The organism is Desulfovibrio sp. SGI.169, from assembly GCF_050313595.1.
Classification (GTDB): domain Bacteria; phylum Desulfobacterota; class Desulfovibrionia; order Desulfovibrionales; family Desulfovibrionaceae; genus Desulfovibrio.
On record NZ_JBNPLS010000002.1, the window covers coordinates 1 to 18,397 of the forward strand.

Sequence of the window (18,397 nt, forward strand, 5' to 3'; positions counted from 1 at the left end):
GGTCGTTACCGGTTTTTTGGGAGCGCTGACCACCTTTTCCGCATTTTCGGCGGAAGTGGCGGCCCTGATTCAGCAAGGGCGACTGCTCTGGGCCGGCGGCGCCGTGGCGCTGCATGTCTGCGGTTCTCTGGCGATGACCTTTCTGGGAATGGGAACATTCAGCCTGTTGCGCCACTGCTGGAACGCCTGGCCATAGGGCTGTCGCCTTGTCTTGCCCGCTTGGGCGCCAGATCGGCAACGCGCGTCAGGGGCAAAACCGCCCTCCTGTCTGAAAACAGGCAAACCGCGTGATCTTTCAAGTCAAGCTGGCTGCCGACCGCAGCATGTGAAAGGCTGCCGCGAAAAAAAGCGGGACGGCATTTCAGAGGAAAGCCTGTTCCGCGTTATGCGGATGAGCCTGCCGCGCCGCACGGTCGCTTTTAGGCTCAGAGCTCATTAAAAAGCGTTACGGGTTTTGCTTGTCGATAAGGGGGCGATTTTTTCGCTCGCCGTCCGAAGCGGAGCGAAGGGCGGGGGCTGTTGTCACGAATCCCAAAAAAACAGAAATTTCTTCGCTGACAAGAAAATGGCGATGTATGGAGGGAGCGCGCTCATGCGCATGACCGACAAAAATCGCCCAGCGACGCGGCCAGCGCGAAACCGGTCGCTTTTGACGGATAATCGCGGCGGAATACAAGCAGCAACGCCCCAATCAACAGCGTAGCGACAGGGACTGGCTCTAATGCCCGACCAGGGAGGGAATGCGCCACCAGTACCAGAGACTGACCAGGGTATTGTCCTGAGGCTGCCACTCGCCGCTGTGTTCAAAATGGTGAAGAATCTGTTGTTCGATGCCGCTCAGGGGGCGGTTCGGGGCCTGATGCTGTCTGAGCCGAAAGAAGATGGCAAGGCACTCAAAAAGGCTGAAACAGTCCTCATCACTGGCAATGCCCGCACACAAAAGCTTGACGAACTCCTGGTAAAAGGGATTTTCCTCAGGCACACATGCGTCAAAGTCCGCGGCATGATCCATGAGAAATTTCAGTCCCTGGCAGAACAGCATTTGGATCGGCTCCGTTGAGGCATGCGCCACGCGAGCCGAATATAATTTTTCCATGTCGTTCCGATATGTGGAAAGGGGCATAATTCCGCTCCTGTCGGCTAATTTCGTACGAGTATATGTAAACTTTTATAAAAATCCATATTTTTTATATGTCACACGATATACATAAAAAATCAAATAGTTAGTAACGTTCCGTTACCGGGGTGGCATGTCGGGGGGCGCGTCGCCGCTAATTCGGGGCGCGACGGGGTTGCAGATACTGCGGTTGAAAAAAGAGACGGTACCTTTTGACCGGGGAAAGATGCGCCGGCTTGGCCACCTGCCCTTCGATGGAGAGCGGCTTGTCGGAAAGGCCAAAGGGCTGGAGTTGAGTCGGCGAAGGGGCGGCGCGCGCAAAACCCTCTCCGGTGAGATAAATGACCGGCATGCTGCTCGCGGCGCTGCCCGCCATCAATCTTGTGCCCCCGCCTGAAGAGTGGCTTCCGCCGCTGTTTCGTGTCGCCGTAGCGTTGAGCAGACTGGGCATGCGCACATCGGTGCGCCGCAGCACTTCCAGAAAATCATTGCCCGTGCGCCCCACAAACGTCAGCAGAGAGGAGCCGTCGTCAGACACCAGCAGGCTGACGGGCACGGTGCCGCCGTGAATGCCCATGTACGCGGGGCGCGCCCCGGCGGGCATTGTCACCCAGCCGTCATCGGCGCCCATTCCGTCAAGCGAACCCGCCGCGCAGAAGGCCGGGCACAGCAGAACAAGCAGCCACAACACATGAATATGACATTTTTTCATGATGTCATATAAAATTGCAACCAGTCCCGCCAGGCGCGCTGGCGGCGTCTGGCGCAAACCTGGCTGATGGCAATGGATATGTTCGCAAACCATTTTCTGCGTGCGCTGCATGCTCTGAAAGCTTTTGTATGCAGCAGAAAGCTAGTGATTCGCATTAGCCTTGTCAAGTCGCCTGTGCGAGCTGATGCAAGCCTTCAGCGGGCGCGCCGCTGCCGCGCTTTCGGGGCGGGCGCGGCTGGGGCGGATTGCGGCCGCGTCGGCGGCGTCAGGTTCGGCGGGGGCGGGATTACCGGCAAATTGTTGCTGCCGCCCAAAAAGTGCAGAAAAAAGTCGCTCAGCGCGTCATCCATACGTTCATGGATGGCATTGCGTTCTTTCGGGCTGACGGAACGGCAGAGTTCGGGCAACTCAGCGGCCAGGGTTTCTGGACAGGGGGACATCAGCGCGCCGGTATCCGCCCCCGGCAGGCTGACGTAACGGGCTTTGCCGTTCATCAGGCGGGCGATGGCCCCGGCGTGCAGTCCGGTACGGTTCAGGGCGTCGCGCCCGGCGGCGACCAGCAGCAGCGGAGGATGAAAATAGCGGAACGAGGCATGGCTGAACAGCATGCCGAAACCGGGAGCCACAGCGGCAATCGCCTTGATGCGGGGGTCGGCCAGGCTTTTGGTCAGCGGCAGGCTTCGGCAGATGCCGTTCACCCTGTCGCGGGCCCAGCGGTTGCAATAGATATCCTGCTGTCCGGCCCTGGCGCAATAGTCCGGCCAGGAGGCGCAATCGGGCAGGGCCCCACCCAGCAGCAGCGCGGCTGCGCCGCCCGCGCCGAAGCCCAGCAGGCCGATGCGGTTTGCGTCAATGCTGGCGGCAAGTTCCGCCTCATTCAGCAAAAGGTCGATAACGCCCGAAAGTTCTCTGGTTCTGCTTTCCAGCTGCTTCCAGGTGAAAAGCAGGCTCATGTCGTTCATGCAGTCCTGAATATGGGTGGGCGCGGCTACCACAAAGCCGTAAGCGGCCAGCCTGGCGGCAATGTCGTGGTAGGAAAAACGCGTGCCCGGCGACGCGTGGGACAGCAGCAGAAGCGGAAAGCGCCCTTCCACCGCTTTGCCGTTACGCGCCGCCGTGATGGTCCAGGGCGCGTAATTGAGTTCACGCGGGGGGCGGATGCTGGGATACCAGATATTCACGTCCAGACGCAGGTTGGCGTCCGCCGACCATTGCCCCAGCGTGCGAAAGCCCACCTGATAGGGGTCGGTCGCCGCGGCGGCGCGTGGCGGGACAAAAAGCTGCAACAAAAACAGCAGGGCGAACGTGATAAAACGTATGGGCATAGGCGTTGTTGTGCCACAAGCCGGCTTGCGGTACAAGGGTCGGGCCGCAACGCGGCCGCCCGCCGTGAAAGCCGGCGCGCAAGGAGAAAGCCTGGATGGAAATGATCAGCTATTTTCTGGATTTTGTGCTGCACATCGACGTGCATCTGTTTGAACTGGTGGAGCAGTACGGGCTTTGGGTCTACGCCATTCTGTTCATTATCGTTTTTTGTGAAACCGGTCTGGTGGTCACCCCCTTTCTGCCGGGGGATTCCCTGCTTTTCGCTTCCGGCGTGGTGGCGGGCGCGGGGCTCATGGGCTACGGCGAAATCATGCTGACGCTGCTGGCCGCCGGCATTCTGGGCGACGCCGCCAACTACTGCATAGGGCGGCATGTGGGGCCAGCCATCTTCGCCCGTGAGAGTCGCTTCATCAAAAAGGAGCATCTGCTCAGGGCCCACCATTTTTACGAGCGTCATGGCGGCAAGGCCATTGTGCTGGCGCGCTTTGTGCCCGTGGTGCGCACCTTTGCGCCCTTTGTGGCCGGCATAGCCCTGATGTGCCCCACCACATTCTTTTTTTTCAATATCACGGGCTGCATCCTCTGGGTGGGCGGCCTCGTGTCCGCGGGCTTTTTTCTGGGCAATCTGGCCTGGGTGCGCGAAAATTTCAGCAGTATTGTCTATCTTATCATTCTTATTTCGGTGTTGCCGGTGTTCATTGAACTTCTTCGAAGCAAATGGAGCGGCGGAAAAAAGAACGGGCGGGCCTGAGAGGGCGGGGCGGCGGGTCAGCGCAGAACCGTCAGACGCCCGTGTTCCATGCGCGCCTCGCGGTTGATGCAGAGGGGGACATCCTCCCTGTGATGCGTGACAAAGACCAGATGCGCGCTCAGCCCTGCGTCTGCCGCCGGCGCGGCAAGGCGATCCAGCAGGGCCAGGTAGCGGGCGCGGCTTTCCGCGTCCAGGCCGGAGCAGGGTTCGTCCAGCAGCAGAATGTCAGGACGCCCCACCAGGGCGCGGGCCAGAAACAGACGGCGCAACTGCCCGCTGGAAAGCCGGCGGATGGATGTTTCCGCCACGCGGGCCGCGCCCCCTTCAGGAAAAAGCCCGGCCATGACCCGCCGGGCCTCATCCCGCTCCGCTGCCGTAACATCCCGGTACAGCCCTATGCTGTTGTCAAAGCCGGAGCAAACCAGCTCCAGGCCATTGAGCGTGAAACCGTAAAGAGCCTGCGACAGATCTGACACCAGCCGCACGCCCTTGCGCACATCGGCCAGCATTTCCACAGGGCCGTCCCGGCCCGGCAGCCAGCGGCGGACGCTTCCCCCGGCGGCCGCAAATTCGTCCCCGGCCAGCAGGCGCAGCAGGGTGGACTTGCCCGAACCGTTGGCCCCGGCAATATGCCAGTGCTCGCCTTCGTGCAGACTCCAGACGATATCGTGCAGAACTTTGCGGCGGTTGATGAAGACCGAGGCATGCTCCAGCGCAAGCAGCATGCGGCCCGCGGCGTTGCGCGCCGGCCGCCTGGCCCCGACGCGCGCGGGAGCGCCCGCCCCGGCGGCGCGGGCGGACGGGGCCTGGGGCGGCGCGTCCAGCAGGCGGCCTGCCCTGACATGGCGACGTTCCGCGCACCAGGGGGGCAGGCTGTCGTCACGGTGCGCGGTAAAAATCACGGTGCAGCGCTCGGCGTATTCCCCCAGCAGGTCAAAAAAGAGTTTTTTATGGGGCGCGTCCAGGCCGTCGGCGCATTCGTCCAGCAGGAGCAGCGCGGGCGCGTGCAGCAGCGCCCTGGCCAGCAGCAGCAAGCGCAACTGGCCCTGCGAAAGCGTGGGCACAGGGCGCGCCATCAGGTTCCGCGCCCGCAGACGACCGGCCAGGGCCTCCACGGCGTCTTCTCCCGCGCCGGGCCGCTTGCGGAGCGTGGGCGCGTCATTCAGGCCGGCGAGCAGCAGGTCGCGGCCCGTAATATCCCAGGCCTGACGCTGAAAATTCTCCTGCTGCGCCGGGGAAACCAGCGCGCTCATGGCCCGGCCGGCCAGGGGGGATTCCTCCGCCCCGTCCGGGGTATGCCAGTAAATATGCCCCTGAGCGGGCCAGAGTTCGCCGCGCAAGAGGCGCAGCAAGGTGGATTTGCCTGAGCCGTTGGGGCCCAGCAGGGCGCAGTGACGCCCGCGTTCCACCCGCCAGTTGATATGGTGCAGAACCGTTTCCTGACGGGAATCGCCGGGCAGAAACAGGCTGACGTCGTCTACCGTGATCAGGGGGGCGGGACGGACGAGCGGCTGGCTGCGCGAAGACATGCGGCGGCTCTTCTTTATTACAGGGGCAGGGCCGTCATGCGGCCCCTGTCGAAAAACACATATTCCCTGAAGCCAAAGGCCCTGGCGTAGGAGGCCAGCCGCGCGAAGCCGTACGCCACATCGTCGGTGGCGTGGGCGTCCGAGGCGAAGCTGACGGGCAAGCCCAGCTCGGCGGCCAGGGCCATGATCGGCGGGGCGGGGTAGATTTCGCGGCAGGCTTTGCGCAGCCCGGCCGAGGATACTTCCATCGCCATGCCCGCGTCGCGCAGGGCCGTGAGGCAACGGCGAATCCGCCCCCGGCTTTCCGGCCTGGCCAGCCAGATGTGAAACTGGTCCACAGAGAAGATTTTGATCAGATCCGGGTGGGCCGCAATATGGAACAGGCCGGAGCGGATCATGGCCTCCCAGGCTGTGAAATAGGCCGTATAGCGGCTTTCGCATTCCTCCTGGGAGGCGTCTTTCCAGGGCTCCGCGCCGTCGTCGAAGCCCCAGCGCCCGAGAAAATGCACACTGCCCAGCAGGTAGTCGAAATCATAGGCCCTGCAGGCGGCGCGGGTAAAGTCCTCCTGCCCGTCCAGCCAGTCCATCTCCATGCCGAAAAGCACCCGGCAGGGGCCGTGCGCCCCTTCGCGCGGCGCGGCCTTGAGGGCCAGCACCTCGCGGGCATAGTCCGGCAGATGGCGGCTGAGTTGCTCCCGGTATTCGTGCCGGTAGTCAAAGCCCCGCGGACGCGGCGAGTGCTCGGAAAAACCCAGCAGGCTCAAACCCTGGGCCAGAGCCGCGGCGTACATTGCCGCGGGCGTGTCGGCCCCGTGGGAGTATCTGGTATGGATGTGCAGATCGCTTGTTATCATGTTTGGCCGTCCAGAGTGCGGCATGCGGAAAAGGGTAATGACATGTGTGGGAGAGGAGGCGCGCTCCTCTCCCACACTCAGAGTCGTCGTGCCCGCCGGCGCGTTGTGCCGGGGCAGAAACGCGGCGTCAGGCAAGCAGCCTTTTGACGATTTCCTGACCGGCCTTGCGCCCCGCGCCCATGGCCAGAATGACCGTGGCCGCGCCGGTGACGATGTCGCCCCCGGCAAAGACGTTGGGTATGGAGGTTTCGCCTGTTTCCTCACTGGTCTGGATGTAGCCCCATTTATTCTGCTCCAGATCGGGCGTGGCGTCCAGCAGAATGGGGTTGGAGCGGGTGCCCAGGGCCACGATGGCCAGGTCTGTGGGCAGGTCGTACACTTCGCCCTCCACAGGCACGGGACGGCGGCGGCCTGAGGCGTCAGGCTCGCCCAGTTCCATTTTTTGCAGGGTTACGGATTGCAGGCGCATTTCGGCGTCGCCGTTGAAGTGCAGGGGCGCCGCCAGCATGGCGAATTTCACGCCCTCTTCCTCCGCGTGTTCGATTTCTTCACGGCGGGCGGGCATTTCAGCCTTGGTGCGGCGGTAGACGATGTAGACGTTGTCCGCGCCCATGCGCAGGGCCGTGCGCGCCGCGTCCATGGCCACGTTGCCCGCGCCGAACACCGTGACGTTTTTGCCGGGAAAGGCGGGGGTGTCCTGCTTGGGGAAGTCATAGGCGCGGCCCAGGTTCACGCGGGTCAGGTATTCGTTGGCCGAGAACACGCCCACCAGGTTTTCGCCGGGCACGCCCAGAAAAACCGGCAGGCCCGCGCCCACGCCGATGAATACGGCGTCGTATTCCTTGCGCAGTTCGGCCACATCCAGCGTGCGACCGCCCACATAGTTCATGTGAAAATCCACACCGGCCTGACGCAGGCCGTTGATTTCAGTGGCGACCACGCTCTTGGGCAGACGGAAGGCCGGAATGCCGTAAATCAGCACGCCGCCCGGCTCGTGCAGGGCCTCAAAAACGTCCACCTTGAGGCCCGCGGCGGCGCAGACGCCCGCGCAGGTCAGCGAAGAGGGGCCGGAACCGATGCAGGCCACCTTTTTGTCGCAGCGGGGCGCGGCGCAGGCATTGGAGCCCGTGATCTGCTCACAGACGGTGGAGGCGATATAGGCGTCAGCCACAAAACGTTCCAGCCGGCCGATGGCGATGGGCTGGCCCTTGGCCTTCAGAATGCATTTGCCCTCGCACTGGTTTTCCTGCGGACAGACGCGACCGCAAACGGCGGGCAGGCTGTTGGTGGATTTGATGATTCTGTAGGCCGCGTCCATATTGCCGTTGGCCACTTCGCCGATGAAGTCGCGGATGGGCACTTCCACCGGGCAGCCCGATACGCAGAGCGGCTTTTTGCACTGGAGGCAGCGCGAGGCTTCCTGGATGGCCATTTCTCTGGTGTAGCCCAGGGCCACTTCCTCAAAGTTGGAACGCCGCGCTTCGGCGGGCTGACAGGGCATCTCCACCCTGGGGGCCAGCGGTTTTTTGGCTTTTTTAGTTTCCATGAGCGCACCTGCTGTAGGAGTCGAAAGAGGTTCTTTCCTGATCGCGGTAGGCGGAGAGGCGGCGACGCAGTTCGGGGAAGTCCACTTCATGCCCGTCGAACTCCGGCCCGTCCACGCAGGCGAACTTGGTTTTGCCGCCCACGCTCACGCGACAGGCGCCGCACATGCCGATGCCGTCCACCATGATGGGGTTGAGACTCACCGTGGTCTTGACGCCGAAGGGGCGGGTGGTGTCGGCCACAGCCGCCATCATGGGCACGGGGCCCACGGCCACCACCTCGAAGACGGTCTTGTCCTTTTCCAGCCGGTCGCGCAGCAGATCCGTGACAAGGCCCTTGTGCCCGTAGCTGCCGTCGTCGGTGGAGATCAGCAGCTCGTCGGCAAAGGAGGAGAGCTCCTTTTCAAAAAGCAGCAAATCCTTGCTGCGCGCGCCGATAATGCCCACCACACGGTTGCCCGCGCGGGAGTGCCCCTTGGCGATGTGATGCATGGCGGCAATGCCCGTGCCGCCGCCCACACAGATCACGGAGCCCTTTTTTTCAATATGGGTGGGGTGTCCCAGAGGGCCGCAGACATCCAGAATGCTTTCGCCTTCCTTGAGTTCTTCCAGAAGGGCGGTGCTTTTGCCAAGCACCAGATAAACGATGGTAACGGTGCCGTTGGCCGCGTCGGCATCGGCGATGGTCAGGGGAATGCGCTCGCCCGTGGGGGTCATGCGCAACATGACAAAATGGCCCGGGCGCGCCTTTTGCGCGATGTGCGGCGCGTGCAGGACCAGTTTGCTGGTTTTGCCCGGTATCAGGCTTTCCTTGTGCAGAATGGGTGTCGGCATATGCTCTCCTGTGCTTCAATTGGCCTTTGGCGGCAGACTGGCGTTGCGTCCGCGGGCCGGGATGCGGCGGGCGCGACGCAAGGCGTCGCCCTGAAGGGCGACGCGCCGTCCGAGGCGGCGGAGCGAGTCGAGAACTCGCGCCTCCGGCGAAACAATTTGTGGTATCGTAGCCGCGAATGAGCAGTGTGGCAAGCTTGCCGGGCGGATAAACTCCTTGTTCCGCATGGCGCTGACGGACGCCAGGGCACGGTTTGGTTGCATATTCAGTCAAAAAGAAAATTTTTTGCCCGCCCCTAAAGAGCGTGCCCAACGGGCCGATAAGACAAGTGTTGAGTGGGGAAAGGGGAGAACGTAACGCAAACCACAAGGAGGCGGATCGGAACCCCGTTGCAGGGAAGCAGTGATCCATTCAGGGAGGAATGGACATGTCGCTCTTATTTACTGACGCATCCCTAACGGCGAAGACCGCGCAGGATGACGCCGATCCCGAGGTCAGACAGGATATGGCCCGGCTCACGCGTTATCTTGCCATTCTGGAAGACAACAAAAAGGCCAGCCGCTTTGTCCCGGACGATGCGGCCCTGGCCCTGGATATGGCCGGTTTCGTGCGCAACCGGCTGTGCGGCGGGCGCGCCGCGCCGGAGAGTTCTCTGGCGCGACTGGCTCTGGCCCTGGCGCAGACCTGCCCTGACGCGCCGGCGCAATAACGCGCCACACCCACGCCATGCCCGCGTCACGCGCCGGCGTGGCGGAACAGCCGCGCCGCGGCATATGCCGCCGGACGGCATAACCGGAACGCATCACCTTTCCGTGACATGAAAGGGGTTGAAGCGCTGATCCGCGTTCCAGCATATCTCCACTCAGAATGGGAGGGGCCGTGGGGGCTCCTCCTTTTTTTGCGCGCGTTTTTTTCGCATGGAGCCTGCCGCGCCGCCGCGGGCAGAGGAAACGCGACGCAGAAAAGGCGCATGGCAATCGCCCGGTTCAGAGTTCATGCCCGCCTTTGCGTCGACCGTGGCTGAAGTCCGCCGCGTACAGGCGCGAGGCCGCGCCTTTTTGCAGCTCGCCGGGCAGAATCAGAAATACGGTCTGACGGGTGATGCCGCGCTCTTTGACGCAGCGCGCCAGGTCTTCCAGCCTTGTCCAGTAAAGTCGCTGATCCGGCCAGCCCACCCGGCAGGCGCAGAGCACCGGCGTTTCCGGGGGCAGGCTGCGGGCCAGTTCGGCCTGAAGCAGGGGGGCAGACTGGGCGGAAAGATAGACGGCCAGCGAAGTCTGGTGCGCGGCCAGCGCGGCCAGATGTTCATGATCCGGCATCGGGGTGCGGCCTTCCAGCCGGCTGATTATCAGACTCTGCGTCACTTCCGGCACGGTAAAGGTCACGCCCGCCGCGGCGGCGGCCGCACAGCAGGCCGTGACGCCGGGGATCACCCGCCAGGGAATGCCGTCGCCATCCAGCAGTCGGGTCTGTTCACGCAGCGCCCCGTACAGCGAGGGGTCGCCCGTATGCACGCGGGCCACGTTTTTGCCCGCCAGAGCCGCGTCGCGCATCAGAGCATGGCACTGTTCCAGAGTCAGCGGGGCGGAATCCGCCACCCGCGCGTCCGGCCGCGCGCAGGCCACCACCTCGGGAGGAACCAGAGAACCGGCGTAAAGCACCAGCCCGGCGTCTTCAATGGCCTTGCGCCCCTTGATGGTCAGCAGTTCCGGGTCGCCCGGCCCGGCCCCCACAAAAGAAACCAGACCCGCGGCCGCGCGGAGCGGCCTTGTTTTCCTGTCGCGCATGGATGTTCCTTCAGAGTATTTTGCTTTTGAAATTTGCAATTTCAAAAGCGCCGCGCCATCTGCCGACAGCGGGAGCCGATCCGCTTCAGACGCCGCCGGGCGCGGGTTTTTGCGCGGCCAGCAGAAAAACCGGATTCAGGGCCGCCAGATGCAGATCGCCGGCCAGTTCGCGGGCCTCGGAAGCCTGAATCTGCATGATTTCCAGCGGCCAGCCCAGACCCTCCAGAAAATGGCGGCAAAGGCAGAGGCTTTCCAGCAGCACGCAACTGGCCGCCAGACGTCCGCCGGGCGGCAGGCGGTGGCAGACGTGCCCCAGGATGTCCTCGGCCTCTTCGCCGGACAATCCCCCGCCGATGAAGACCCGATGCGGATCAGGCAGAGAGGGCAGACATTCCGGCGCGTGCCCCAGGCAGACATCCAGAATGGCGACACCGAAGCGGCGGCGGTTTTCCTGAATGCTCATGGCGCGTCCGGCGCTGCGTTCCACAGCCACCACCCGGCCTTCATGGGCCAGCACAGCCGCTTCCAGAGCTACGGCCCCGGAGCCGGAGCCGATATCCCAGACCACATGGCGGGGCCCCACGCGCAGAAGCGACAGGGCGGCGGCGCGCACGGGCTTTTTGGTGATCAGCCCGTCCTCCACGGCCAGTTCGCTGGCGTCCAGACCCAGATGAGGCCGGCGGGGATGCCTGTCGGGGATCAGCAGCAGCGTGCAGGCCGGACCAAAGTCGCGGCAGGCCGTTTCGGCCAGGCTCAGATGGCGCCGGGCTTCGTCGGGCGCGCCCATGCGTTCGAAAATGCGGGCCGTGAACCAGTCCACGCCCCGGTCAAGCAGGTGGCGCGCCAGCACGTCCGGGGTCATGCGGGCGTCGGTGAGGATGCACAGTGGCGCGCCTTTGCCCGCGGCCGCGTTCAGCGGGCCAAGGTCGTCGCGCCCGTGCAGGGAAAGGCAGATGACCTTGTGCCAGGGCAGGGCCAGGCGGGCGCAGGCCTGCTGCAGAGAGCTGACCGCCGGGATGAGGCGCACGGCCTCCGCGCCCAGCTGGCGCGCCAGGGTCGCCCCGATGCCGAAAAAAAGCGGATCGCCGTCAGCCAGCAGCAGAACGCGCTCGCCGGCCGCGCGCATCTGGCTCAGGCGGCTGAGCAGGGGTTCCAGCGGCAGGGTCAGCGGCAACAGGCGGGCCTTGAGGCCGTCCGCGTTTTCAAAGGACGCCAGCAGTTCACTGCCGCCGCACAGCACATCCGCCTTCTGAAGCAGGGCGCGTTGTTCGGCGGTGAGGGCCGCCGGTTCGCGCGCGTCGCCGCAGTTCAGCCCCAGCACCGTGATGGGCGCGGGTTCCGGCGTGGTCGGCTCAAAAACAAAGAGCGAATGGAGCATGTCCGCCATAGGCGGCCAGCCGTCGGCCTGCACCGCCGCATCAGCCGCAACGGGCGGCGCGTTTTCACGGCGGTGTTCGCCGTCTTCTCTGAGTCCGTCGTCCGCGGGCTCCGGTTTTTCCGTAAATGCGATGCCGGGAAGCACAACCTGTTTTTTCATAGCGCCAGCAATTCCCTGCCGTCAGTGTGAAAGAGGTGCAGAGCCACGGGGCGGCCCGCAAAATTCCGCGCGGTTCGGGCGGCCCGCCGGGCCACGGCGGCCAGCGCGTCCGGCCCGGCGGGGTCGGTCAGCAGCAGTTCCAGCGCGCGCGCGGCCGTCACGCAGGCGGCCACGGCGGGGGCGCAGGCCACGCCCGCTTTCCGGCAGAGTTCCGCCAGGGCGGCCATATCCAGCCCGGCGTCGCGGGCATGGGTATAGGCATGCCCCTGGGCCAGCTTGACGAGTTTGCCGAAAAAGCACCCCCAGATCAGCCGTTCAAATGGCAATGCGCCGGCTTCACGCAGCGAAAATTCCGCGAAATCGGCGGCCTGGACGAAACTCTGGGGCCTGAGATCCGAATAGCGGGCCATGAGCAGCTTTTCAGAACGCCGTCCGGTGGAGAGGCAGACTGTCCGGCAGCCTGTGGCCAGGGCCACGCGCAAGCCCTGCTCGATGGTGGCCCGCCAGGCCGCGTGGCTGTAAGGGCGCACTGTGCCCTGCGTGCCCAGAATGGAGATGCCGCCCACAATGCCCAGACGCGGATTGAAGGTATGCCGGGCCATGTCAGCGCCGCGCGGCACGCTGATGATGACGGTCAGGGGCGGGCAGGACGCGCCGAGGGCGGCCAGGCGCGCCGCCTCACGGCCCAGGGCGAAGCGTATTTGCTCTTGCGGCGCGGGGTTGATGGCCGCCGCGCCCACGGGCAGGGGCAGGCCGGGCAGGGTGACGCGGCCCACGCCGGGGCCGCCCTCAATGCGCGTGAAAGCCGCATCCTCCGGCGACAGAGGGCGCGCCGGGCGCTGACGCAGCACGACGCTGGCCGTTATCAGCGCGCCTGAGGTGGCGTCCGGGTCGTCGCCGCCATCTTTAAGAATGGAGGCATGCGCCGCTCTGAGCGCGCCGCGATCCGCCAGAGAGGGCGTTGGGCCTCGCGTCAGGCGCTCCCCGGCCTTCGGAAGCGGCTGATCCGCCAGTTCCGGGGCAAGGCCCGGCGCACAGCGCGCCACGGACAGCACGCGCCAGTCTCTGGCGCGACGGCCTGAAAAGGAATCTCCCCCGGCGGCGGGCGTGAAGGGCGGCAGAGGCACACGCACGCTTTGGGGGGCGCGCGCCGTGCGCAGCAAAATCAGGGCGGCCAGCGCCGCGCCCGCGGCCGCCGTGCCTGTGGTGAAGCCTTCGCGCAGGCTCTGGGGTGCAGTCCGGCTCACGTCGTCAAGCTCACGCCGCGTCGTCGGGCAGCCAGACCTGCCCCCGCGCCACCATGGAAACCGGGCCGTCCACGGCGGCCATGCTTTCCCCCCCCTCGTCGAACAGGCGCACATCCAGCGCCGAACCGCCGGGCTGCAGAATGGAAAAATCGCGCCGCCCGCCCGCGCGGAACAGGCTGAGGGCCAGAGCCAGCGCGCCGGAGCCGCAGGCGCTCTCCAGAAAAGTGGTCTGCGCGTCGCGCACATGCACCAGGGGCAGCATGTCCAGCTGGCCCTGGCGTTCGCGCCACCAGACGGCCCCCACGGCCGCTTCGCCGTCAAGGCCCAGGCGCTGGCGAAGCAGGGTCGCCGCCGTTTCGCAGTCTTCGGGGAAGGGATGCAGCGCGGCGTTGAGCAACACATGCGTGATGCCCGGCAGGCGCACCAGGGTCATGCCGTCGGCCAGAGAGCGCATGGGACAGGCCGGCAGGCGCAGCGCGGCCTCCACCCGCCAGTGGGGATGCGTGCCGCGCGCGCTCAGGCGTACCGGACTCGGCCAGCCGGAAACCCGCGCCTCATAGTGATATTCTTTTGCGGCGTCGGCGTCGCGGGCGGGCGCGGGCAGGCCCTCCAGCGCGGCCTGACGCGGGCCGGGCGCGTTTTCGCCGAAGGCCAGCAAGGCGCCGAAAGCCCGGCTGGCGTTGACGCAGAACTCTCCTCCGGCCATGCGCAATCGCCGCTGGCGAGGGTCCACAAAACCGGCCTGTTCGCCGCCCAGATGCTGCGGGTCCAGCGCCAGACGCGCCAGGCGCGCCTGTTCGGCGGCGCTTCTGCCATCCAGCGGGAAAAAAAGCGTGGTGTTGCCGCCGGGGCTCCATTTGGAAAAAGTCAATGCGGGCATGACTGCATCCTTATGTCTATCCGAAAAGTATGCCTGAGCCTCGCCTTACTGTCCAGCATGTCGCGCGTTCCGTAACGCGTGGTCTGTGTCCCGCGGGCGTTCCGGCCTGCCGCGCGTCCGGGGAGGCGTGGCGTTGGCTAATTATAGCTTGCGGTTTTTCGCGAACATGGTTATTGAAAAAACAGTTGCCGTCTCCACGCCCGTGTGGCAAGGAGCCGGCAATATTGGCGGGCAAACCGTGATTTACTGTGTTGACGGTAATCCAACGGCACAAAAAACAACTCTTTTGGGAGGCATTATGAAATCAATCCGTCTTCTTGCTCTTGCGGCCGCTCTGGTGCTGAGCTACGCCGTGGCTGCCGTCGCGGCCACGCCGGCCTGCAACAAAAAAATCGAAAGCTTCGACTTTGTTGTGGACTATTCCGGTTCCATGATGATGCAGAACAAGCAGCTTAAACAAGATAAAATCGTTGTGGCCAAAAATGTGCTGCAGCGCGTGAACGCGGCCATTCCGGCTCTGGACTACAACGGCGGCCTGCACACCATCTCGCCCAACGGCGCCGTCATCGCCCAGGGCCCGTGGGATCGCGCGGCCATGAGCGCCGGCATCAACAAGCTGCGCTCCGGTTTCCAGATTTTTGGCCGCATGACCAGCATGGGCAACGGCCTGCAGACCTATGAACCCTTCCTTTCCAGCATGAAGCGCGACGCCGCCGTCATTCTGGTGACCGACGGCGACAACAACCGCGGCACGGATGTGGTGGAAGTTGCCCGTCAGCTGTATGCCAGCCAGCGCAACCTGGTCATCCATGTCATCTCCCTCGCCGACACCCCCAACGGTGAGGCCGTTGTCAAGCAGATCGGCGCCATGAACCCCGGTTCCGTCGTGGTTCGCGCTGAAGAGCTGGCCACCAGCGACGCCGCTGTCGAACGTTTCGTGCTGGCCGTGTTCTGCCAGGATGAAGACGTGATCGTGCTGCGCGGCGTGAATTTCGCCTTTGATTCCTATACGCTTGACAGCAAGGCCATGGGCATCCTGAATGAAGCCGCCGGTCTGATCAAGGCCAACCCCAACAAGCGCGTGATCCTCAACGGCTGGACCGACTCCATCGGCAGCGACGCCTACAACAAGGTTCTGTCGCAGAACCGCGCCAACGCCGTGAAGAACTATCTGTCGAAGCAGGGCATTCCCGCCAGCCGGATGACCTCCATCGGTCGCGGCAAGTCCCACAAGTATGACAACAAGACCGAAGAAGGCCGTTACATGAACCGCCGCACCGAGATCTCCTTCGACTAGACGGAGCCTGTGGCGTAATTGCAGAGAAAGCCGGGCGGCGATTGCCGCCCGGCTTTGATTGTGAGGTTATCGCCCATGCGAATTTTTCTGGCTTTTATTCTGACCCTGGGGCTTGCGACCGGCGGCTGCGCCTGGTTCAGCGGCAGCGACAGTTCCGATACGCAAACGCCTGCGGCGCAGCCGGAAGAGCAGGCCGCCGTTGCCGCGCCCGAACCCGCCCCGGCCAAGGCGGCTCCCGCCAAGACCAGGGCCAAAGCTGAAAAGGCCGCGCCCTCCAGGAGCGGCAAGGCTTCCAAGGCATCCAAAGGCCCCAAGTCTGAAGCTGAAATCAGCGCCGAGCTGAATGCCGTGGGCCACAAGCTGGCGGCGCAGGCCGCGCGCACCGTCATGCCTTCCAAGGCCAGCAAGGAAGTGCGCAAGGATGGCAAGGGCTATGTGGCGAGCTATGTGGAGGTGGACGCCACAAACCTGACCACAGAGATGCGCCCCGGCGCCAAGGGGCAGTATGTGGGTTTTATCCGCTATCAGGAAAAGTTTTATGAGTGCCGCGGAGCCAGCAAGAAGGAGGCTCTCTCCGCTCCCTGCCAGCAGGTGCGCGCCCGCCGGCTCAATGAGCTGATCCGTTACGACGGCAAGAGCTGGCAGTTTTAGCCCGCGCAGGCTTTGGGGAGTGTTTGCGCTCTGCGGAAACAGGCTGGGGCATTGCGTGTTGGAGAACCGCGGTTCCGCGGGCGGCTTTGCCGCGTCGTAAGCGAGTGAGTTTCGTGTCTGTCAAGCCGCGCAAGCGGCCTGGACGGCGCAAATGCCGCAAAGCGGGCTTTGCCGTCAGTAACAGCGGGGTAACACCCCGCTTTTACTGTTTGCGTCACACAAAGCGGCGCGAGACGGTCAGGCGTCAGCGGTGAGCATATCCTGCGGCAGATGTTTGAGAATCCACCGGGCGCATTCGCGCGGGCTTTTATTCCGAACATCGCAACGCAGGCCCGCCCAAGCCGCGTACAGGGCCTCCCGCTCATGGTGGATGTCGGCCAGGGTTTGGCCTGGCGCAATGGCCAGCCCGCGTTGAGGGTTGCGGGCCACGCGTTCTTCAATCACAGCCAGCGGCGCGTCCAGGTGAACAACAGGCCCCAGGGCGGCAAGGTGGCGCATGGCCTCCTCGCGGTAGACCACGCTGCCGCCGGTGCCGATAACGGTGCGGTTGGCCTTGATGGCGCGGATTACGCCGCATTCCGTGTCCAGAAAGGCTTCTTTGCCCAGAGCGTCTGTCAGCTTTTGAAGGCGCGCGCCGTAAAGGGCTTCAATCAGATGGTCGCTGTCCAGAAAGGCCCAGCCCAGCTCACGCGCCAGGGCGTTGCCCACAGTGGATTTGCCCGCTCCGGCCATGCCGATGAGGATGATGCAGGGGGCCAGCCGAGCCGGTGTGGCCACGAGATCGGGCGAGGGCATATTTTCTCCTTGATTGCCGGTCGGGTCGGGATGTCGCTTATTCCCCGGAAAACATGATTTTCAGCTCAGTCACGACGTTTTGCATGCCATGCCGGATGGGGCAATGAAAAACAGGGCATGCTCCAGAATGGCATGACTTCCGTGAAAATGATTGTCAAGGAGCTTGCCCAAGCCGGGCCCGCCTGTCAAGAAGCGCGGCCTGCCGACGGCGGGCATGAAAAAGTTGGAGCGCCCCGGCGGGCGTGGTGGAGGCGTGCCGTGACTTTGCGTGGTTGCAAAAGCTGAAAGCCGATCTGCCCTAAAGTCCCGCATGACCTGGTCGATAAGCACGGTAGAGGTGTAATGTCATGCGCATGTTCATCATATTGGCTGTTTTTTTGTGCCTGGCCGCTCCGGCGCATGGTGTGGAGCCACGTTCCCTGCCGCTTTCCGCCGCGCCAGGCTATGCCGCCGCGCCGACGACGCCGCGAGTGGGCGCGCCAGTGGCGGGCGCTCCGGCGGCGCCGTTGCCGCCGCGCTTGCCCGCGCTGACGCCCTCGGGCGGCGTCAATCTGGATGAAGCCTGGATTCAGAACGGCGGGGCGCGTCTGTACTGGAACACGCTGGTGATTCCACGCCAGATACGGATGGGCGGCGCGCGCTTTGCGGATCCGGCGGCTGTGCCGGAGCTTCTTCCCTCTGACGGGCAAAAGGCTGTCCGGCCCGCGCGCAGGCGCAGCCGGCCCAAGCCCGCCGTCCCCGCGGCAACGCAGAAAAGCGCGCAGCGCACGCCGCCCGCGGGGGTCGCCTCCACCGCGCTCAGGCCGCCTGTCGCCGCGCCCGCCGCGAACCAGCCCGATGCCGGGCGAGACAAGGCCAGGCCAGACAAGGCCAATATGGCCGCCGGCGCTTCGGCGCAACAGGCCACGCCATACGGCGGGGCCGCCCCTGAGTCAGCCGCGTCCGCGCCCCTGCCGGACATGCCGGCAATTCCGACAGCCCCCAAAGCCCCGGCGGCCCCCCGTTGACCGGCGCTTGTCCGCTTTGATGGCGTTTCTGTCGCGCAAGCGGGTCGTCGCGCGGGAGTGCGCCTGATCCACGCCCCGCCTCCCGCCGCATTCCGCCTTTGCGGCCGGCGGCCTGACGCGGATCGAATTTTTTTCAGAGAACCCGCGCTGTCTGGCCGCGGGCGTTCGCCCCGTGTGCCGCGCTTGACGGGGCGGCTGCGTGCGTGTATGTAGCTTCTTCCATATTATTTACGTTCAGGGCGAAGACTGCTTTGCGCTGCGGCAAATGCCCGCCCGCCGGCGGCAAAGCGGGAAAGCCCGCAACGCCCGCCCCTGTCCCGGGCCAGAGCGCTCGGCGTGTTGAAACAGCGGGTGTGACGCATAAATCAGAGAAGGGAGCAGAGTCATGAAAAGAACATATCAACCTAGTAAAATCAGAAGAGCCCGCACCCACGGTTTTCGCGCCCGCATGGCCACCGCCAGCGGTCGGGCCATTCTGCGCCGCCGTCGCGCCAAGGGGCGCAAGCGCCTGAGCGCCTGATGTCCGGGGGC

The 18,397-nt window shown here is 64.5% G+C and carries 19 protein-coding genes; 7 read left to right on the plus strand and 12 right to left on the minus strand.

The window, feature by feature from the left end; all coding sequences use genetic code 11:
* The coding region (locus ACQRA4_RS01505) for a CrcB family protein (protein WP_427821317.1) at positions 1-196 on the plus strand (196 nt) is incomplete at its 5' end.
* A 522-nt stretch (positions 197-718) separates the two neighbouring features.
* Here ACQRA4_RS01505 and ACQRA4_RS01510 read toward each other — a convergent pair.
* The 3 genes from ACQRA4_RS01510 to ACQRA4_RS01520 all read right to left on the minus strand — a co-directional run bounded on the left by ACQRA4_RS01510 (position 719) and on the right by ACQRA4_RS01520 (position 3,154).
* Positions 719-1,123, minus strand: a complete 405-nt coding sequence (locus tag ACQRA4_RS01510) for a hypothetical protein (RefSeq protein WP_427821318.1) — start codon at positions 1,121-1,123, stop codon at positions 719-721.
* A 148-nt stretch (positions 1,124-1,271) separates the two neighbouring features.
* Positions 1,272-1,829: a hypothetical protein gene (locus ACQRA4_RS01515; RefSeq protein WP_427821319.1), complete on the minus strand. Its 558-nt coding sequence runs from the start codon at positions 1,827-1,829 to the stop codon at positions 1,272-1,274.
* A 194-nt stretch (positions 1,830-2,023) separates the two neighbouring features.
* The gene (locus ACQRA4_RS01520; protein WP_427821320.1) at positions 2,024-3,154 is read right to left on the minus strand and encodes an alpha/beta hydrolase family protein; all 1,131 of its coding nucleotides are present in this window, start codon (positions 3,152-3,154) and stop codon (positions 2,024-2,026) included.
* A gap of 95 nt (positions 3,155-3,249) precedes the next feature.
* On the opposite strand from ACQRA4_RS01520, the gene ACQRA4_RS01525 reads away from it, so the two are divergent.
* The gene (locus ACQRA4_RS01525) at positions 3,250-3,906 is read left to right on the plus strand and encodes a DedA family protein (RefSeq protein WP_427821321.1); all 657 of its coding nucleotides are present in this window, start codon (positions 3,250-3,252) and stop codon (positions 3,904-3,906) included.
* 17 nt (positions 3,907-3,923) lie between these two features.
* Here ACQRA4_RS01525 and ACQRA4_RS01530 read toward each other — a convergent pair whose 3' ends face one another.
* The 4 genes from ACQRA4_RS01530 to ACQRA4_RS01545 all read right to left on the minus strand — a co-directional run bounded on the left by ACQRA4_RS01530 (position 3,924) and on the right by ACQRA4_RS01545 (position 8,667).
* Positions 3,924-5,435 (minus strand): ATP-binding cassette domain-containing protein, encoded by a 1,512-nt coding sequence (locus ACQRA4_RS01530; RefSeq protein ID WP_427821322.1) that lies wholly within the window; start codon positions 5,433-5,435, stop codon positions 3,924-3,926.
* Positions 5,436-5,452: 17 nt separating this feature from the next.
* Positions 5,453-6,289, minus strand: a complete 837-nt coding sequence (locus ACQRA4_RS01535) for a histidinol-phosphatase (protein WP_427821323.1) — start codon at positions 6,287-6,289, stop codon at positions 5,453-5,455.
* A 127-nt stretch (positions 6,290-6,416) separates the two neighbouring features.
* Positions 6,417-7,835 (minus strand): NADPH-dependent glutamate synthase, encoded by a 1,419-nt coding sequence (gltA, locus tag ACQRA4_RS01540; RefSeq protein WP_427821324.1) that lies wholly within the window; start codon positions 7,833-7,835, stop codon positions 6,417-6,419.
* Entirely contained in the window at positions 7,825-8,667 is an 843-nt protein-coding gene (locus tag ACQRA4_RS01545) for a sulfide/dihydroorotate dehydrogenase-like FAD/NAD-binding protein (RefSeq protein ID WP_427821325.1), read from the minus strand. Before ACQRA4_RS01545 ends, gltA begins: the two co-directional genes overlap by 11 nt.
* 425 nt (positions 8,668-9,092) lie before the next feature.
* Between ACQRA4_RS01545 and ACQRA4_RS01550 the strand changes: the two genes are divergently transcribed.
* Positions 9,093-9,374 carry a hypothetical protein gene (locus ACQRA4_RS01550; RefSeq protein WP_427821326.1) on the plus strand — a complete coding sequence of 94 codons (282 nt, stop codon included), beginning with the start codon at positions 9,093-9,095 and terminating at the stop codon, positions 9,372-9,374.
* 277 nt (positions 9,375-9,651) lie between these two features.
* Here ACQRA4_RS01550 and cobM read toward each other — a convergent pair whose 3' ends face one another.
* From cobM to ACQRA4_RS01570, 4 genes are all read right to left on the minus strand, one after another.
* A complete protein-coding gene (gene cobM, locus ACQRA4_RS01555) occupies positions 9,652-10,452 on the minus strand; it encodes a precorrin-4 C(11)-methyltransferase (protein ID WP_427821327.1) in 801 nt (266 codons plus the stop codon).
* An 85-nt stretch (positions 10,453-10,537) separates the two neighbouring features.
* A complete protein-coding gene (cbiE, locus tag ACQRA4_RS01560; protein WP_427821328.1) occupies positions 10,538-11,989 on the minus strand; it encodes a precorrin-6y C5,15-methyltransferase (decarboxylating) subunit CbiE in 1,452 nt (483 codons plus the stop codon).
* On the minus strand, positions 11,986-13,236 hold the full coding sequence (gene cbiD / locus ACQRA4_RS01565; RefSeq protein WP_427821329.1) for a cobalt-precorrin-5B (C(1))-methyltransferase CbiD: 1,251 nt from the start codon (positions 13,234-13,236) through the stop codon (positions 11,986-11,988). Before cbiD ends, cbiE begins: the two co-directional genes overlap by 4 nt.
* A 10-nt stretch (positions 13,237-13,246) precedes the next feature.
* Positions 13,247-14,116 carry a hypothetical protein gene (locus ACQRA4_RS01570; RefSeq protein WP_427821330.1) on the minus strand — a complete coding sequence of 290 codons (870 nt, stop codon included), beginning with the start codon at positions 14,114-14,116 and terminating at the stop codon, positions 13,247-13,249.
* A 298-nt stretch (positions 14,117-14,414) separates the two neighbouring features.
* Between ACQRA4_RS01570 and ACQRA4_RS01575 the strand changes: the two genes are divergently transcribed.
* Positions 14,415-15,413 (plus strand): OmpA family protein, encoded by a 999-nt coding sequence (locus ACQRA4_RS01575; RefSeq protein ID WP_427821331.1) that lies wholly within the window; start codon positions 14,415-14,417, stop codon positions 15,411-15,413.
* 75 nt (positions 15,414-15,488) lie between these two features.
* Positions 15,489-16,064, plus strand: a complete 576-nt coding sequence (locus tag ACQRA4_RS01580; RefSeq protein ID WP_427821332.1) for a translation initiation factor 2 — start codon at positions 15,489-15,491, stop codon at positions 16,062-16,064.
* A 237-nt stretch (positions 16,065-16,301) separates the two neighbouring features.
* On the opposite strand, the gene thrB is transcribed toward ACQRA4_RS01580, so the two are convergent.
* A complete protein-coding gene (gene thrB / locus ACQRA4_RS01585; RefSeq protein WP_427821333.1) occupies positions 16,302-16,859 on the minus strand; it encodes a homoserine kinase in 558 nt (185 codons plus the stop codon).
* A 347-nt stretch (positions 16,860-17,206) separates the two neighbouring features.
* On the opposite strand from thrB, the gene ACQRA4_RS01590 reads away from it, so the two are divergent.
* Both ACQRA4_RS01590 and rpmH read left to right on the plus strand, forming a co-directional pair.
* A complete protein-coding gene (locus ACQRA4_RS01590) occupies positions 17,207-17,866 on the plus strand; it encodes a hypothetical protein (protein ID WP_427821334.1) in 660 nt (219 codons plus the stop codon).
* 385 nt (positions 17,867-18,251) lie between these two features.
* Positions 18,252-18,386, plus strand: coding sequence for a 50S ribosomal protein L34 (gene rpmH / locus ACQRA4_RS01595; protein ID WP_427821335.1), 135 nt, complete (start codon positions 18,252-18,254; stop codon positions 18,384-18,386).
* Positions 18,387-18,397 lie beyond the last annotated feature (11 nt).

Excerpts from the sequence above, each read along its gene's own strand:
- ACQRA4_RS01510 (WP_427821318.1), bottom strand. The coding sequence starts at position 1,123 with ATGCCCCTTTCCACATATCGGAACGACATGGAAAAATTATATTCGGCT.
- ACQRA4_RS01535 (WP_427821323.1), bottom strand. The coding sequence starts at position 6,289 with ATGATAACAAGCGATCTGCACATCCATACCAGATACTCCCACGGGGCC.
- ACQRA4_RS01580 (WP_427821332.1), top strand. The coding sequence starts at position 15,489 with ATGCGAATTTTTCTGGCTTTTATTCTGACCCTGGGGCTTGCGACCGGC.
- ACQRA4_RS01520 (WP_427821320.1), bottom strand. The coding sequence starts at position 3,154 with ATGCCCATACGTTTTATCACGTTCGCCCTGCTGTTTTTGTTGCAGCTT.
- gltA (WP_427821324.1), bottom strand. The coding sequence starts at position 7,835 with ATGGAAACTAAAAAAGCCAAAAAACCGCTGGCCCCCAGGGTGGAGATG.
- thrB (WP_427821333.1), bottom strand. The coding sequence starts at position 16,859 with ATGCCCTCGCCCGATCTCGTGGCCACACCGGCTCGGCTGGCCCCCTGC.
- ACQRA4_RS01550 (WP_427821326.1), top strand. The coding sequence starts at position 9,093 with ATGTCGCTCTTATTTACTGACGCATCCCTAACGGCGAAGACCGCGCAG.
- ACQRA4_RS01575 (WP_427821331.1), top strand. The coding sequence starts at position 14,415 with ATGAAATCAATCCGTCTTCTTGCTCTTGCGGCCGCTCTGGTGCTGAGC.
- ACQRA4_RS01515 (WP_427821319.1), bottom strand. The coding sequence starts at position 1,829 with ATGAAAAAATGTCATATTCATGTGTTGTGGCTGCTTGTTCTGCTGTGC.
- ACQRA4_RS01570 (WP_427821330.1), bottom strand. The coding sequence starts at position 14,116 with ATGCCCGCATTGACTTTTTCCAAATGGAGCCCCGGCGGCAACACCACG.
- rpmH (WP_427821335.1), top strand. The coding sequence starts at position 18,252 with ATGAAAAGAACATATCAACCTAGTAAAATCAGAAGAGCCCGCACCCAC.
- cobM (WP_427821327.1), bottom strand. The coding sequence starts at position 10,452 with ATGCGCGACAGGAAAACAAGGCCGCTCCGCGCGGCCGCGGGTCTGGTT.
- ACQRA4_RS01545 (WP_427821325.1), bottom strand. The coding sequence starts at position 8,667 with ATGCCGACACCCATTCTGCACAAGGAAAGCCTGATACCGGGCAAAACC.
- ACQRA4_RS01525 (WP_427821321.1), top strand. The coding sequence starts at position 3,250 with ATGGAAATGATCAGCTATTTTCTGGATTTTGTGCTGCACATCGACGTG.
- ACQRA4_RS01590 (WP_427821334.1), top strand. The coding sequence starts at position 17,207 with ATGCGCATGTTCATCATATTGGCTGTTTTTTTGTGCCTGGCCGCTCCG.
- ACQRA4_RS01530 (WP_427821322.1), bottom strand. The coding sequence starts at position 5,435 with ATGTCTTCGCGCAGCCAGCCGCTCGTCCGTCCCGCCCCCCTGATCACG.
- cbiE (WP_427821328.1), bottom strand. The coding sequence starts at position 11,989 with ATGAAAAAACAGGTTGTGCTTCCCGGCATCGCATTTACGGAAAAACCG.